Annotated in this window: 16 protein-coding genes and 1 riboswitch; of the genes, 10 read left to right on the forward strand and 6 right to left on the reverse strand. The window is 58.3% G+C overall.

The window, feature by feature from the left end:
- Window positions 1-33: 33 nt before the first annotated feature.
- Window positions 34-960 carry a CHAD domain-containing protein gene (locus LN244_RS16215; RefSeq protein ID WP_239040786.1) on the reverse strand — a complete coding sequence of 309 codons (927 nt, stop codon included), beginning with the start codon at window positions 958-960 and terminating at the stop codon, window positions 34-36.
- Between the two features lie 5 nt (window positions 961-965).
- Window positions 966-1,157 (reverse strand): CPXCG motif-containing cysteine-rich protein, encoded by a 192-nt coding sequence (locus LN244_RS16220; protein WP_239040787.1) that lies wholly within the window; start codon window positions 1,155-1,157, stop codon window positions 966-968.
- A gap of 97 nt (window positions 1,158-1,254) precedes the next feature.
- Window positions 1,255-1,350, forward strand: a riboswitch (TPP riboswitch).
- Window positions 1,351-1,407: 57 nt separating this feature from the next.
- Between LN244_RS16220 and thiD the strand changes: the two genes are divergently transcribed.
- Genes thiD through thiC form a run of 6 tightly spaced genes read left to right on the forward strand, consistent with a single transcriptional unit; the run spans window position 1,408 to window position 7,235 of the window.
- Window positions 1,408-2,220: a bifunctional hydroxymethylpyrimidine kinase/phosphomethylpyrimidine kinase gene (gene thiD / locus LN244_RS16225; RefSeq protein ID WP_239040788.1), complete on the forward strand. Its 813-nt coding sequence runs from the start codon at window positions 1,408-1,410 to the stop codon at window positions 2,218-2,220.
- A 3-nt stretch (window positions 2,221-2,223) separates the two neighbouring features.
- Window positions 2,224-2,958, forward strand: a complete 735-nt coding sequence (locus LN244_RS16230) for an ABC transporter ATP-binding protein (protein WP_239040789.1) — start codon at window positions 2,224-2,226, stop codon at window positions 2,956-2,958.
- Window positions 2,955-3,728 carry an ABC transporter permease gene (locus LN244_RS16235; protein ID WP_408904449.1) on the forward strand — a complete coding sequence of 258 codons (774 nt, stop codon included), beginning with the start codon at window positions 2,955-2,957 and terminating at the stop codon, window positions 3,726-3,728. Before LN244_RS16230 ends, LN244_RS16235 begins: the two co-directional genes overlap by 4 nt.
- Entirely contained in the window at window positions 3,725-4,657 is a 933-nt protein-coding gene (locus tag LN244_RS16240) for an ABC transporter substrate-binding protein (RefSeq protein ID WP_239040790.1), read from the forward strand. The genes LN244_RS16235 and LN244_RS16240 overlap by 4 nt, the downstream gene beginning before the upstream one ends.
- A gap of 9 nt (window positions 4,658-4,666) precedes the next feature.
- Entirely contained in the window at window positions 4,667-5,329 is a 663-nt protein-coding gene (gene tenA, locus LN244_RS16245) for a thiaminase II (RefSeq protein WP_239040791.1), read from the forward strand.
- 28 nt (window positions 5,330-5,357) lie between these two features.
- Window positions 5,358-7,235, forward strand: a complete 1,878-nt coding sequence (thiC, locus tag LN244_RS16250; protein WP_275424698.1) for a phosphomethylpyrimidine synthase ThiC — start codon at window positions 5,358-5,360, stop codon at window positions 7,233-7,235.
- A gap of 86 nt (window positions 7,236-7,321) precedes the next feature.
- Here the strand turns inward: thiC and LN244_RS16255 are convergent, their stop codons facing one another.
- Together LN244_RS16255 and LN244_RS16260 are read right to left on the reverse strand one after the other, a co-directional pair.
- Window positions 7,322-8,026, reverse strand: a complete 705-nt coding sequence (locus LN244_RS16255) for a class I SAM-dependent methyltransferase (protein WP_239040793.1) — start codon at window positions 8,024-8,026, stop codon at window positions 7,322-7,324.
- 61 nt (window positions 8,027-8,087) lie between these two features.
- Window positions 8,088-9,065: a TRAP transporter substrate-binding protein gene (locus LN244_RS16260; protein WP_338037880.1), complete on the reverse strand. Its 978-nt coding sequence runs from the start codon at window positions 9,063-9,065 to the stop codon at window positions 8,088-8,090.
- Window positions 9,066-9,382: 317 nt separating this feature from the next.
- On the opposite strand from LN244_RS16260, the gene hexR reads away from it, so the two are divergent.
- Window positions 9,383-10,282 (forward strand): transcriptional regulator HexR, encoded by a 900-nt coding sequence (gene hexR / locus LN244_RS16265; RefSeq protein WP_239040795.1) that lies wholly within the window; start codon window positions 9,383-9,385, stop codon window positions 10,280-10,282.
- A 173-nt stretch (window positions 10,283-10,455) separates the two neighbouring features.
- Window positions 10,456-10,665: a PA3496 family putative envelope integrity protein gene (locus LN244_RS16270; RefSeq protein WP_239040796.1), complete on the forward strand. Its 210-nt coding sequence runs from the start codon at window positions 10,456-10,458 to the stop codon at window positions 10,663-10,665.
- 41 nt (window positions 10,666-10,706) lie between these two features.
- On the opposite strand, the gene LN244_RS16275 is transcribed toward LN244_RS16270, so the two are convergent.
- Window positions 10,707-12,197, reverse strand: a complete 1,491-nt coding sequence (locus tag LN244_RS16275; RefSeq protein ID WP_239040797.1) for an FMN-binding glutamate synthase family protein — start codon at window positions 12,195-12,197, stop codon at window positions 10,707-10,709.
- Window positions 12,198-12,348: 151 nt separating this feature from the next.
- Between LN244_RS16275 and LN244_RS16280 the strand changes: the two genes are divergently transcribed.
- Together LN244_RS16280 and LN244_RS16285 are read left to right on the forward strand one after the other, a co-directional pair.
- Window positions 12,349-12,960, forward strand: coding sequence for a PGAP1-like alpha/beta domain-containing protein (locus tag LN244_RS16280; RefSeq protein ID WP_239040798.1), 612 nt, complete (start codon window positions 12,349-12,351; stop codon window positions 12,958-12,960).
- Window positions 12,961-13,060: 100 nt separating this feature from the next.
- The gene (locus LN244_RS16285) at window positions 13,061-13,489 is read left to right on the forward strand and encodes a YbaN family protein (RefSeq protein ID WP_239040799.1); all 429 of its coding nucleotides are present in this window, start codon (window positions 13,061-13,063) and stop codon (window positions 13,487-13,489) included.
- 60 nt (window positions 13,490-13,549) lie between these two features.
- On the opposite strand, the gene glmS is transcribed toward LN244_RS16285, so the two are convergent.
- Complete coding sequence (gene glmS / locus LN244_RS16290) at window positions 13,550-15,376, reverse strand: glutamine--fructose-6-phosphate transaminase (isomerizing) (protein WP_239040800.1); 1,827 nt, start codon at window positions 15,374-15,376, stop codon at window positions 13,550-13,552.

Raw genomic sequence — 15,376 nt, forward strand, 5'->3', positions numbered from 1 at the left:
ACAGACAAGCAAAAGCCCTTTTGCTTGATGGGGCTATAGTGAACAATACCGATATTCCCTCGGCACGTTCAACCATTGGTGGATGACGTTTCGGCACCGCCGCCCGGGAGGTTTGGTATAGATCCTGTCAGCAAGCTCATGAACCCGTATCAGGTTTTGCTGACGCTGGCGTTGCAGGTCCTTTACCAGTGCCATTCGGATGCGCCTATCCTGTGGTTCCGCCATCCTCCCCAGCAGTTCAATCAGGATGTCCACGTCATGAATATTGCCCAGGCTACTGCCCAGGGGTTTGAGCAAATCCATCCACTTTTTTGCCGGCGAAGCCTCAGGCACCAGCCACTGCAGCTGGTACATCCAGACTTTCACCCATTTACGCCAGCGGTGCAGCGCATCGACATCGGCCACTCGGGAGGCTCGACGGTAAAGTACATGACTTTTGCGGCCTGTTTGGGTGAGTCTTTGCGCGATATGCCATCGCATCAGGGATGACCAGTCCACAGCCCCCAGCTGATGTTCCATCTGATCCAGCATCCGGCATGCGGATTCCAGTGCAACACGGTCTACCTCAGCATTATCGACGCACCTGCGAATTTCAGCCTGTATGGCTGCCAGGGTATCCTCTGAAAGCTCAGTGGACAGTGTTCCCAGCGTGGTCAGCATGACAGACAGATCTCTGGCCCCGGATAAACTCGATGCAACTCTTTGGGCAGACTGGTGGAGTTTCGCAGCCTCTTGCGTGCTCAACCCTGGTTGTATCAGATACCAGAGTGACCTGAGCCGTTTCATATCGACTCGTGTCTGGTGGACCACTTCGTCATAGTCATCTGGCGGCCCTGAACATCCCTTGTTCAGTCGTTCCCGGGTCTGGGCAATCAGATTGGAGGCACTGTGGCGAACCTCCTGCCCCGTCGTATCCGCACTCAGGATGCGCTGCCGGCTCTTGTTTACCACGGCAGACACGACCTTTAACCGCCTTCACGCTCAACCCTGACGTCAGGAGCTCCCTCGGTCCCCACCGCCACATATACCGTAATAGGACTGCAGCAGACTGTGCAGTCCTCACTGTACTCCTGCTCAGGCTCGGTCACATCGACTGTCAGACTGATCGGTTCGCTGCACCAGGGGCACATCAGCTCAACCACTTCCAAGGGGTTCATTGAGATCCACCTCCGTTCTAATCGTTGCTTGGCTGACCTCGGACTCTTCTGGTTAAAGCATAGACAGTTCCACTTCAACTGCCTAAACTTAGCGCCTGAATCTTGGTCGGGGTGCCCGCTTGAATGGGCTGAGATGAGACCCGCTGAACCTGATCCGGTTGATACCGGCGTAGGAAATCGAGATGACCGTCACGAACGCACCATGCCTGCGCATGGCCAGTGCGGTTTTCTCCCGTATAGGAGCATCCGCATGACACACACACCTGTAGCCCTAACCATCGCCGGATCCGACAGTGGCGGTGGCGCCGGTATTCAGGCCGACCTGAAAGCCTTTTCAGCATTGGGTGTATACGGGACATCAGTGATTACGGCACTGACCGCCCAAAACACCCGTGAAGTACGCGCCATCCATGATGTTCCCCCGGCGTTCATCGCGGATCAGCTCAATACGGTTCTGGATGATATTCAGGTCGATGCCATCAAAATCGGCATGCTCAGCCGCCCCGAGACTATCGAGATCATTGCCGCCATTCTGCGCCAGCGTGGTCTGACCAACATCGTACTGGACCCGGTCATGGTCGCCAAAAGCGGCGACAAGCTGCTGGCCGATGAGTCGGTTGATGCCCTGCGCCGCGAGCTGTTGCCGCTGGCCACTCTGATCACTCCCAATCTGCCGGAAGCCTCAGTATTACTGTATATTCAGGAGGCGGCCGATACGGCTGCCATGCAGGCGCAAGCGGCGCAGCTGCTGGCCCTTGGCCCTCAGTCTGTACTGATCAAGGGCGGCCACCTGGCCGACTCTGCCAGCGACGAGAGTGCCGACCTGCTGCTGAACGGCAGTGAAGCCCTTTGGCTGCCGGCCAAACGTATCGCCACCCGTAACACCCATGGCACCGGTTGCACGCTCTCCTCTGCCATTGCAGCAGGATTGGCCAAGGGGCTGAATGTCCGAGCAGCAGTGGAAGAGGCCAAAGCCTATGTTACCGGAGCCATTGCCGCTGCCGACCGCCTGCAGGTAGGCGCCGGTCACGGACCGACCCACCACTTCCACGCCTGGTGGTAATCCTTGGATATCCGGCTTGAACAGGCCAGCCTCCACTGGCAGCACCACTGTGTGTTCAGCGAACTGAATCTGGAACTGCCCGAAGGGCAGTGGACCAGCATTCTGGGCCAGTCCGGCGTTGGCAAGAGCTCTCTGTTGCAGCTGCTGTGCGGTATCGCCGATGACGCCGACATCAAAGGCCGAATCCTCTGCAGCGACGGCTTGCCGCTTCAGGGCAGGGTGGCCTGGATGGCACAGCAGGATCTGTTGCTGCCCTGGCTGTCGGTACTCGACAACGTCCTGCTGGCGGCTCGGCTGCAAGGCAACAGACTCTCCCCGGGAGAGGTTGAGCGCGCCCGCTATCTGCTCAGCCAGGTTCAGCTGGCCGATCGGGCTGAGGCACGTCCTGATCAGCTGTCCGGTGGCCAACGTCAACGCGTGGCGCTGGCCCGTACCCTGTTTCAGGATCAGCCCCTGGTATGCATGGACGAGCCCTTTTCGGCACTGGATGCAATCACACGGCTCAAACTCCAGGACCTGGCTGTGCAGTTGCTGGCTGACCGCACCGTCCTGATGATCACCCATGATCCGCTGGAAGCACTGCGCCTGTCCGATCGAATTCTGGTCCTGCAGGGCCACCCGGCGCGACTCTCAGAAGCGATCGAGCCCTCCGGTTCGGTGCCGCGCGCCATCGACGCCCCCGAGGTGCTGCATCACCAGGCACGGCTACTCAAACAGCTGGCCCAGGAGACGATATGATGCGTCTGCTGCGCCCGCTGATCATTACACTGGGACTGCTCGTCATCTGGCAGCTGGTTGTCTGGCTGACCCATGCGCCCCGCTTCATCCTCCCAGGCCCTTTGCTGGTGCTGGAAACACTGTTCAGCCAGTTTCCACTCCTGATGAAGCATGCCGCCGTCACGCTCGTCGAAATTCTGCTGGGCCTCCTGCTGGGCACCTTGCTGGGACTGATGAGCGCCCTGTCGCTGGTGACCTGGGGCAGTCTGCGCCGCTGGCTGCTGCCGGTGCTGGTGGTCAGCCAGGCGATTCCCGTATTTGCCCTGGCGCCCGTGCTGATGCTCTGGCTCGGCTACGGCATGGCCTCCAAGGTTGCCATGGCCACACTGATCATTTACTTCCCGGTCACCGCTGCCTGCTTTGACGGCCTGCGCCAGACACCCGCCGGCTACCTGCAATTGGCCCGCACCCTGGGCGCCAGCCGCCGTGCCCAGCTGTTGCAGATACGTCTGCCTGCTGCCCTGCCGGCCTTTGGCTCTGGCCTGCGTGTGGCCACCTCCGTAGCACCCATCGGTGCGGTCGTCGGTGAGTGGGTGGGCTCCTCCACCGGCCTGGGTTACCTGATGCTCAATGCCAATGCCCGCATGCAAGTGGATCTGATGTTTGCCGCCCTGCTGGTGCTCGCCGTCATGGCACTGGCACTCTATTTTTCCGTCAATCTGATCGCACGACGGCTCACCCCCTGGCTGAGCGAATCCACGTCGTCCAATTTCCGAGGTAATAGCATATGAAACGACTGTCTGCTCTGCTGTGCGGCTGCCTGCTTTCCGCTCAGGCGTTAGCCGCCGACAAGGTCGAGTTGCTGCTCGACTGGTTCATCAACCCCGACCACGGACCACTGATCATCGCTCAGCAAAAGGGTTACTTTGCCGAACAGGGACTGGACGTTTCGCTGGTCGAGCCCGCAGACCCGTCCATGCCGCCCAAGCTGGTCGCGGCCGGGCAGGCCGATATGGCGATCAGCTATCAGCCGCAGCTGCACCTGCAAGTGGATCAGGGACTGCCGCTGACACGTGTCGGCACCCTGGTGGCCACTCCCTTGAACTCACTGGTGGTATTGAAAGACGGTCCGATCAAGAGCATCGCAGACCTGAAAGGTAAAAAGGTGGGCTTCTCCGTCAGCGGTTTCGAGGATGCTCTGCTGAGTGCCATGCTTCACAAGCACGGCCTGAAAAACGACGACATTGAGCTGGTCAACGTCAACTGGTCACTGTCCCCATCAGTCATCAGCGGCCAGGTCGACGCCGTTATCGGTGCCTTCCGTAATTTTGAGCTCAACCAGATGGATATCGAGGGTCACCCCGGCCGTGCCTTCTTCGTCGAAGAAGAGGGGGTTCCCGCCTACGACGAGCTGATTCTGGTCGTCAATAATGCACAACTGAACGACGACCGCTGGCCACGTGTCATGACGGCTCTGGAACAGGCAACCCAGTATATCGTTAACCACCCGGAGGCGGCCTGGGCCACTTTCATCAGCTACAAGCCGGATGAACTCAACACTGAACTGAACCGTCGCGCCTGGCGCGATACCCTGACCCGCTTTGCCCTGCGACCGGCCGCTCTGGATGCTGGCCGTTATCAGCGCTTTGGCGCCTTCATGCAGGCTCAGGGGCTGACCAAAGCCAACCCGGCGGTCGCCACCTATGCCATCAGTCCCTGAGGAGCCTCCATGTCCTTGTACGAACACCTGAAAAACCGCTGCCAGGACGACTGGAATGCCTATATCCAGCACGACTTTGTTCGCCAGCTGGGACAAGGCACCCTGGCAAAGGAATGTTTCCAGCACTACCTGAAGCAGGACTATCTGTTCCTGACCCAGTTCAGTCGCGCCTGGGGACTGGCAATCTTCAAGAGCGAAGATTTGGACAGCATGCGCTACGCTCAGGCCGGCCTCAATGCCATGCTGGATACCGAGATCGGGTTGCACGTTCAGTACTGTACCGAATGGGGCATCACTGCGGCCGAGTTGCAGTCCCTGCCCGAAGCAGCAGCCACGGTTGCCTATACCCGCTATGTACTGGATGCCGGCTTTGCCGGCGATCTGCTTGACCTGCATGTGGCCCTGGCACCCTGCATCATTGGCTATGCCGAGATCGCCCAATGGCTGGCCAAGCAGCCGGACACTCTGCGGGAGGGCAACCCCTACAATGCCTGGATTGAAATGTACTTGAGCGATGAATATCAGCAGGCCGCTCGGGTCGAACGCGAACTGCTGGACAAGCTGGGGCAGGACCTGCCTCCTGCCCGCCTGTCCTCGCTTGAACACCGCTTCCGTACAGCCACACGTATGGAAGTCAGCTTCTGGCAGATGGGCCTGGATCTGGCCGATTGACGATTAAAATACCTATAACCCGGAGACCATGATGACAACCCAACACCTTAGCAGCACCGCGACTGTCGATACGGATTCCGTGCAGCCCTTCCCAAAATCACGCAAAGTCTACGTCGAAGGCAGCCGTCCGGACATTCGCGTCCCCATGCGCGAAATCACCCTGGACGACACCCCTACTGACATGGGTGGCGAGAAGAACGATCCGCTGTACGTCTACGATACTTCCGGCCCCTACACTGACCCGGACGTGGCCATCGACGTCCGCAAGGGCCTGGCCCCACTGCGCGAGGACTGGATTCTGGAGCGCGACGACACTGAACAGCTGGATGGTCTGACCTCCGAATACGGCCGTGCACGTGCCGCCGACCTGCGTCTGGATGAACTGCGCTTTGAACTGACCCGCAAGCCGCGCCGTGCCAAGCCAGGCAAGAATGTCACCCAGCTGCATTATGCACGCCAAGGCATCATCACGCCGGAGATGGAATACATCGCCATCCGCGAAAACATGAAACTGGCCAAGGCCAAAGCGGAAGGCAATATCGTTGCCGAGCAGCACCCGGGCCACAATTTCGGCGCCTACCTGCCGGACGAGATCACGCCGGAATTCGTGCGCGATGAAGTTGCTGCAGGCCGCGCCATCATCCCCTGCAACATCAACCACCCGGAACTGGAGCCGATGATCATCGGCCGCAACTTCCTGGTGAAGATCAACGGCAACATCGGTAACTCCGCGGTAACCTCCTCCATTGAAGAAGAAGTGGAGAAAATGACCTGGGGTACCCGCTGGGGCGCGGATACCATCATGGACCTGTCCACCGGCAAGAACATTCACGAAACCCGCGAATGGATCCTGCGCAACTCGCCGGTACCGATCGGCACCGTACCGATCTACCAGGCGCTGGAGAAGGTTAATGGCATCGCCGAAGACCTGAACTGGGAGGTGTTCCGCGACACCCTGATCGAACAGGCCGAGCAGGGCGTGGACTACTTCACTATTCACGCAGGCGTCCTGCTGCGCTACGTGCCGTTGACCGCCAAGCGCATGACCGGCATCGTCTCCCGAGGCGGCTCCATCATGGCGAAATGGTGCCTGGCTCACCACGAGGAAAACTTCCTTTATACCCACTTTGAAGAGATCTGCGAGATCTGCAAAGCGTATGATGTGGCCTTCTCCCTGGGCGACGGCCTGCGTCCGGGTTCAGTCTACGACGCCAACGACGCCGCCCAGTTCGCTGAGCTGGAAACCCTCGGTGAGCTGACCAAGATCGCCTGGCAGCACGATGTGCAGGTGATGATCGAAGGTCCGGGCCATGTGCCGATGCACATGATCAAGGAGAACATGGACAAGCAGCTGAAGGAGTGCCACGAAGCGCCCTTCTATACTCTGGGCCCATTGACCACCGATATCGCACCGGGCTACGACCACATCACCTCCGGTATCGGTGCGGCGATGATCGGCTGGTACGGCTGCGCCATGCTCTGCTACGTCACCCCGAAGGAACACCTGGGGCTGCCCAACAAGGACGACGTCAAGACCGGCATCATCACCTACAAGATCGCCGCCCATGCTGCCGACCTGGCCAAGGGTCATCCGGGTGCACAGATCCGCGACAACGCCATGTCCAAGGCACGTTTCGAGTTCCGTTGGGAAGACCAGTTCAACATCGGCCTGGACCCGGACACCGCCCGCGCCTATCACGATGAAACATTGCCCAAGGAATCTGCAAAGGTGGCACACTTCTGCTCCATGTGCGGACCCAAGTTCTGCTCGATGAAGATCTCTCAAGAGGTCCGAGAACTGGACGAAAGCCAGGTAGCCGCAATCAATGCGCAGGCGGAACAGGGCATGAAGGAGAAGTCAGCCGAGTTCAAGGACAGCGGTGCCGAGATCTATCACAAGGTGTGAGGCACACTGGTCGCCGCATTAACAAACTGAAAAAGGGGCCTGAAGGCCCCTTTTCTGTGGTGTCGCCGGGCGCTGGAAGCGTGCGATCAACCAGCCGGCTTGCGCGCCGCTATCTGAACAGCCCGACCACTGCGGATCGATTCCTCCGCAAGCACCTCGTAGCCGGTCATGACTAACAACGCCAGCAAATCGTAGTCGTGATAGCGGTTATGCTCGAAGTAATCCTCGAAGAGGGCCTTCATCGCCCTTGCATCCAGTGGCTCATCCAGCCGGTCTCGACCGAACTTGTGGGTCAGAAAGCTGCCCAGAGGCTGACGCACCATATCAACGAGGATAAGGACGCCTCCCGGCTTGAGCCAGTCATACAGTCGCTGCAAAAGCACCAGCGGCTGGTGCAGCTCATGGAACAGGCGGTTCGCCAACGCAACGTCAATCGATGCCATATCGAACAGCTCTGCTGGAGGATCATTGAGATCCGCCACGCGAATATTGAAGTCGTAGTCCTCGTCGCAGGCCCGTTCCAGCATATAGGGCGCCGCTTCCACCCCCACCAGCTCCAGATCAGGACGGGTCAGCGACAGGTCACGCAGGAACAACCCGGGCCCGCAGCCCAAATCGACGACTCGGCCATCAGCCTTCAGCTGAGCACCTGTATGTTCTGACCAGAAACGCCGGAACACATCATCATGATTGCGCGCGTGGCCATCAAGGGCACGTGTGGCGGCGTCATCACCATCACCACCGTGGTGGCGCGTCAAGTATTCACGCAGCTCATTCAGGGCATCGGACATGATCTACTCCTCGGAAACGAAAAAGGCCGGAGAATCTCCGGCCTTTTCAGTTGGGGTCCTGTCAGCTCAGGGAGCGGCCATTGATGTAGGCCTGCTCGGACACTGCGGTCCACTTCTGAACCTGGTCGCGGAACTTGATAAAGGAATCGTAGACCTTCTTGGTCATTTCGTCCTTCTGTGCTTCCTCGGCCACCACCTCGTCGGAGATTTCACGCAGCTTGCGCATGACATCTTCCGGGAAGTTGCGCAGCTCGACGCCGTGCTGATTGACCAGCTGGTCCAGGGCCTGGTTGTTCTTGGTCATGAACTCGGCCAGCATATCCTGGTTGGCAACGCGCAGGGCATTGCGCACGATGATCTGCAGATCTTCCGGCAAGGCCATGAAGGCTTCCTTGTTGATGAAGCACTCCAGAGTCGTGCCCGGCTCATGCCAGCCCGGGTAATAGTAGTACTTGGCGGCCTTGTGCAGGCCGAAGGCCATGTCGTTGTATGGACCCACCCACTCGGTCGCATCGATGGCGCCAGATTGCAGTGACGGGAAGATTTCACCACCCGGCAACAGCACCGGAGTACCGCCGGCACGCTTGAGTACTTCGCCGCCCAGGCCCGGAATACGCATTTTCAGACCCTTGAGGTCTTCTACGCTGTTGATTTCCTTGTTGAACCAGCCACCCATCTGCACACCGGTGTTGCCAGCTGCTCCCGGCACCAGACCGAACTTGTCATACACCTCTTCCCACAGCTCCATGCCACCGCCGTGGTACAGCCAGGCATTCATTTCCTGAGCCGTCAGGCCAAAAGGTACGGCCGCAAAGAACTGCGCCGCCGTGCTTTTGCCTTTCCAGTAATAGGCAGCACCGTGGCCCATCTCAGCAGTACCGCGCGAAACCGCATCAAAGATCTCCAGAGGACCGACCAGCTCACCGGCACCATAGACCTTGACCTGAATACGGCCGTTGGACATCTTGTTGATCATTTCGGCCAGCTGGTTGGCACCCGTGCCCAGGCCCGGGAAGTTCTTCGGCCAGGTAGTGACCATCTTCCATTCAATTACTTTGCTTTGCTCAGAGGATTGTACTTTTTCTTCCTTTTCCTCTTTGCCACAAGCGGACAAAATCCCAGCCGCCGCTGTCAATCCTGCTACTTTCACAAGGTCTCGACGTTTCACTGGCTCTTCCCTTATTAGTATTAGTTGGAATAAATTGATTACCGCTTGAAATTAGCATGCTCCCCCACCCGCTGCAATTGCCCCTTAGGCAACTCTGGGCCTCTGGTATCAGGCCTTCGGTGGCATTGGGTCCCTTCTCGATTCATTGCTATACTGGCCCCTCATGCGATGATACGGAAACAACGGAGATGAACTCCTTCAACCTGCTCAAATCGATCGCCGATGCTCGCACCCGACTGCGCAAGTCCGAACAAAAGGTGGCGGACTACGTCCTCGCCAACCCCAACGAAGTCATCCATATGCGGATCGTCGATCTGGCGTCCGAAGCGCAGGTCAGTGAGCCCACGGTGGTTCGTTTCTGCCGTGCACTGGATTACGACGGTTTTCAGGATTTCAAACTGACTCTGGCTCAGGGCCTGGCAAGCAACGCCAGTTACGAGCAGTTTTCTCTCGACTCCAAGGATACGGTGATCGAGTTCAAGCAGAAGATTTTCGACTCCATGATCGGCAACCTGATCAACATCCGAGATCAGCTTGATCCGGGCACGCTGGAGGAAGCGATTGATGCCCTGGCCAAGGCCAAGCATGTCGAGTTCTACGGCTTCGGTGCATCGGCTCCGGTTTGCGCCGATGCTCAGCACAAGTTCTATCGCTTGATGGTGTCCGCGGCGGCCTACTCTGACCCGCACATGCAGACCATATCGGCTCTGACCCTGGGTGAAGGGGACGTGGTCGTGGCAATTTCACAGACCGGTCGTACCAAGGACCTGTTGCACACGGCCAAACTGGTACAGGACAAGGGAGCTACCGTGATTACCCTGTGTCCGGGCAATACACCGCTGGCGGATCTGGCCACCATTCCGATTCACGTGGATGTGGAAGAAGACAAGGACCTGAGCACACTGATGTCATCGCGCGTGGTGCACCTGGTGATCATCGACATTCTCGCGGTTGGCGTTGCGATGAAGCTCGGCCCGGCGCTGGTCGATCACCTCAAGACCATCAAACGCAGCCTGCGCAACCTGCGCCAGAACGACAAGCGCATTCCGCCAATGCGTCGTCCTTCGCTGGACTCTGACGGCGAGTAATCACTCGCCGTCATCCCTCTGCAATACCCCTGCTCTAAGCTCAGCCTATCCCATCTGGGAATTGATCTTTTTTCCTCAACGCGGTAAAAAAAAATCTCAATGCGTGTTTGCTGTACTCAGTCAGACACACTTTTGTCTCCTGATTACAGTAACCCTGAGATCGGAGCAAGGCTATGCTGATACGGAAAGAGCAGGACCTGGACCCTATCCAGACCGAGGTTTTCGATATCATGGTTGGTTACGATATCGAGCAGAAGAATCGTCGCAAGCAGCATGCAACCCGCCGTCTTCTTGAAGCCAGGCGTGCCATCGAACGACACCGGGAAGAGCAGGAGCTGAAATCCTGGATCGATGAAGAATCCTGGTTCGAAGACGAGCACTGATACTGCAGGAGGAGCCAGCCCAGGGGGCTGGCTTTTTACTGTCAGGAGCGCGGATACAGGATGTTGAGTGGCACCGCACCACCACCATCGACCACCACCGCTGCATGTTCGCGGCTCAGCTGACGGGGCTCGGTGACACCACAGGCGTGAGCGATCAACTCCACCTCATGCACCAGATTATGGTGGAAATTGGCCACCCGCTCAGCTTTCACCTCGGGCACCAACCCCTGCTGCAGCTTGGGGTCATGAGTGGTGATCCCGGTCGGGCAGGTATTCTTGTTGCACTGCAGGGCCTGGATACAACCCAGCGCAAACATGAAGCCTCGCGCTGTCACCACAAAATCCGCACCCAAACAGATTGCCGCGGCCACATCCGTCGGGTTGATCAGCTTGCCGGACGCAATCACCCGAACCCGATTGCGCAGGTTATGCTGCGCCAGCTTGTTCACCAGCAGCGGCAGGCTTTCACGTAACGGCAGCCCAACGCTGTCCATCAGCGGCATTGGGGCCGCCCCGGTACCGCCATCGGCACTGTCCAGCGTGATAAAGTCCGGTGCCGATTCGCTGCCCCGCTTGATCACCGCTTCGCAAAAGCTGTCCAGCCAGTCGGTAGACCCCAGCACCAGCTTGAAGCCTACCGGCTTGCCGGTCACTTCGCGCACGTGGGCGATGAAGTCGAGCAAGTGATCGATACTGGAAATTTCCGGATGGCGGTTGGGACTGATCGACGCCTGCCCCACAGGAATACCACGGGCTTCGGCAATCTCGGGAGTTACCTTGTCACCCGGCAAGATGCCGCCCTTGCCGGGCTTTGCTCCCTGGCTCAGCTTGATTTCGAACATGCGAACCTGCTCAATTGCCGCCACTTCGGCCAGACGCTTGTCATCCAGTCGACCCTGCTCGTCACGCACCCCGTATTTGGCCGTACCAATCTGGAACACGATGTCACAGCCCCCTTCCAGATGATACTTGGACAGTGCACCTTCACCGGTATTCATCCAGCACCCCGCCTTGGCAGCCCCCATAGACAGTGCTCTGACAGCCGGGGCAGAAAGTGCGCCGAAACTCATGCCGGAGATGTTGAGGAATGAGGGGGCATCATAGGGTGTCCGACAATAGGGACCGATTCGCATCGACTGGCTGGCGGCCGCATCTTCGCTGAGCGTCGGAAAGGGGCAATTGAGGAAATAGTAGGTCCCGGGCTTGCGCAGGTCTCGCGTCGAGCCAAAAGCCACGGTGTTGTCGATGTTCTTCGCTGCCCGATACACCCAGGAGCGCTGGGCTCGGTTGAACGGCATTTCTTCGCGGTCCATGGCGAAGAAGTACTGGCGGAAGAACTCACCCAACTCCTCAAAAATGTAGCGGAAACGTCCCAACAGCGGATAGTTGCGGCGGATGGTATGGGCGGTCTGACGCTTGTCGACCTGGTACATGACCACAGCCGTGATCAAGGCACCGACTATGACCAGCAACACGATCACACCGATCAGTGCGATAAAACCGATCGCCAGCATGAAGAGGGTATCGTTCATTTCGTTCCTTGTTCCACTCAGTTCAACGTCGCTCTATCCTAACGCGCAGCCGGTGTAACAGCCATGACCTGTACCGAAAAGCGGCAAGGACTTTTACGCCCATGACAGTCAGCGTTAAGCTGCATGACACAGATGGAAGGAGCCATTGGATATGAACATCAAAAAGGTTGTGGTGCTGCATGGACTCTACATGTCAGGCCTGGTGATGTACCCCCTGTGCCGACGCCTCGAGAAGCAGGGATATGCCACTCTGAACCTGAGCTACAACACCCTTTCACCGGATATGAATGCAATATGTGATCGCATCGACGGTTTCGTCGCTGGCGAGCCCACCGCGTTTGTATGCCATTCAATGGGAGGACTGATCGCACGCCGCTATCTGGAACACGGCAGTGAACAAAGCCGTTGGGTCGACACGGTGATCACTCTCGGTACACCTCACAAAGGCAGCTCTCTGGCGAAGGAAATTAACGCTTCAAAGCTCAAGGGGATGTTGAAGGACAGCATCGAGTACCTGCTGGCGGATAACCAGCACTGGCCCTTCCCTGCCCGGTTGTACAGCATTGCCGGCGATCTGCCGGTTGGTCTTATGCCGTTCCTGAGTCCCGAATCGGAGTCGGACGGTACCGTGCTGATCGACGAAACCCGCGTCACGGGCATGACAGAACATAAGGTCTTTCCTCTGAGCCATACCAGCCTGATCTATTCGCGTCGGGTGCTGGCCTACATTCTGAAAGTGCTGGAAGGAAACGACACCAATTGAATTCAGCTATTGAATCACTGGAACGAATTAATTGTTCTGCACCCAGAGGTTGACCCATTATCTATACTGAAAGTGGTCACAATACGGCTGGATCTTGCCTATGCAACCAACACATCAACCGAGGTTTAGCCAGCTGCGCTGGTTTTGGCTGCTGCTGACCTGGTGCTGTATCGCCCTGGCACTGTTGGGTGTCATGCTGCCGGGACTGCCGACGACAGTATTCGTACTGATCGCGGCATGGAGTGCGTCTCGCTGCTCTCCAAGACTCCATCAGTGGCTGCGGCAACATCGTCTATTGGGCCCCAGCCTGCATCACTGGGAACAAGGGGGCTACATAGACCGGCGCACCAAGTGGCTCGCCAGTTTCGGCATGATGACGGCACTGATCATCGTGCTGGTCAGTATCGAGCAGCCTCTGCTCATCACCATTATCATGCTGTTGATCGCCTTTGGTGCAGGGGTGGTATGGACGCGGCCCGAACCCTGCCCGAAAATCTCGCGCCAGAAGCTCCCCCGCAATTCAGCCTGACCTGGGCCTCAGACAAAAATGCCCCGCGGATGCGGGGCATTCATCGAGCACGTAAGAGTCTTATTCTACAGTCACGCTCTTGGCCAGATTACGCGGCTGATCCACATCCGTGCCCTTAAGCACGGCCACATGGTAGGACAGCAGCTGCAACGGCAGGGTAAAGGCGATCGGGTCCAGTACCGCAGGCATCGCCGGCAGATAGATGACATGGATACCTTCCTGTGGCTGGATACTTTCATCACAACCGGCAAAGACGAAGAGTTCACCGCCACGGGCACGCACCTCCTGCAAATTTGCCTTCAGTTTATCCAGCATACCGTTGCGCGGAGCGACTGCGATGACCGGCATCTCCTTGTCCACCAGTGCCAGGGGACCGTGCTTGAGCTCACCGGCCGGATAGGCCTCGGCATGGATGTAGGAGATTTCCTTGAGCTTCAGTGCTCCTTCCATCGCCACCGGATAGAGACTGTTGCGCCCCAGGAACAGGGCATGCTGTTTCTCGGCGAAATGGGCCGACATCGCTTCAATCGGACCATCCAGCTGCAACAGCTGTTCCAGCAGCGCGGGCAGTTGCTGCAACGCTGAAATCAGCTCGGACTCCTGTTCAACATCCAGACCATGGCGTCGGCCAAGGGCAATCGTTGTCAGCATCAGAGCGACCAGCTGGGAAGTAAACGCCTTGGTGGATGCCACCCCGATCTCAGGACCCGCATTGGTCATCAGACTCAGGTCGGACTCACGGACCAGTGAGCTGCCCGGTACATTGCAGATCGCCAGTGTCGCCAGGACACGATCCTTGACCTCACGCAAGGCCGCCAGAGTGTCGGCGGTTTCACCCGACTGAGACAGCGTCAGCAACAGGGTGCCCTCGGGCAGTACCACCGGGCGGTAACGGAATTCACTCGCCACTTCTACCATGCACGGGATACCCACCCATTCCTCGATCCAGTACTTGGCCACCATGCCCGCATGGAAACTGGTACCACAGGCCACAATCTGCACCTGTTTTACCCGATCGAAAACCGCGCCGGCTTCGCTGCCAAACGCCTGCTCCAGCAGATGACCCGACGCGATGCGCCCTTCCAGCACAGCTTGCATCACGCGTGGCTGCTCGTAGATTTCCTTGAGCATGAAATGGCGGAATTCGCCCTTCTCGGCGCTGCCTTGGCCATGCTCGAAAGTGCTTACGGCTCGTGCAGCCACCTGCCCTTGGGCATCGAAGACCTGAATCTGATCGGCTTCCAGAATGGCGATATCACCGTCTTCCAGAAACATGAAGCGGTCCGTTACCGGCAACAATGCCAGTTGATCCGAAGCGATGAAGTTTTCGCCAATGCCGACACCAATGACCAGCGGACTGCCCTTGCGAGCGGTCAGCAGCTGCTCCGGCTGATCGGCATGGATCACCCCGAGCGCAAACGCACCTTCAAGAAAAGTGAGGGTCTCGCGCAGGGCATCTGTCAGGCTCAGACCCGCCTTCAGCTCACGGTCCAGCAGATGGGCAACCACCTCGGTGTCGGTCTCCGACGTGAACACGTAGCCTGCCTGTTGCAGCTCACGCTTGAGCGGCTCAAAGTTTTCGATGATACCGTTATGGACCACCGCCAGACGCTGGCCGGACATGTGAGGATGGGCGTTCCGCTCTGAAGGCTTGCCGTGGGTCGCCCAACGGGTGTGAGCGATACCCAGGTGACCCGGGAGGGGCTGTTGCTCACAGGCATCGGCCAGCGCCTTTACCTTACCAATACGGCGCAAACGATTGATCTGGCCCTGATCCATGACCGCCATGCCAGCCGAGTCATAGCCACGGTACTCCAGCCTGCGCAGGCCTTCCAACAGAATACCGGCCACCGGACGCGCTGCGATGGCGCCTACAATTCCACACAT

The organism is Marinobacterium sediminicola (genome assembly GCF_022343685.1).
GTDB lineage: Bacteria > Pseudomonadota > Gammaproteobacteria > Pseudomonadales > Balneatricaceae > Marinobacterium > Marinobacterium sediminicola.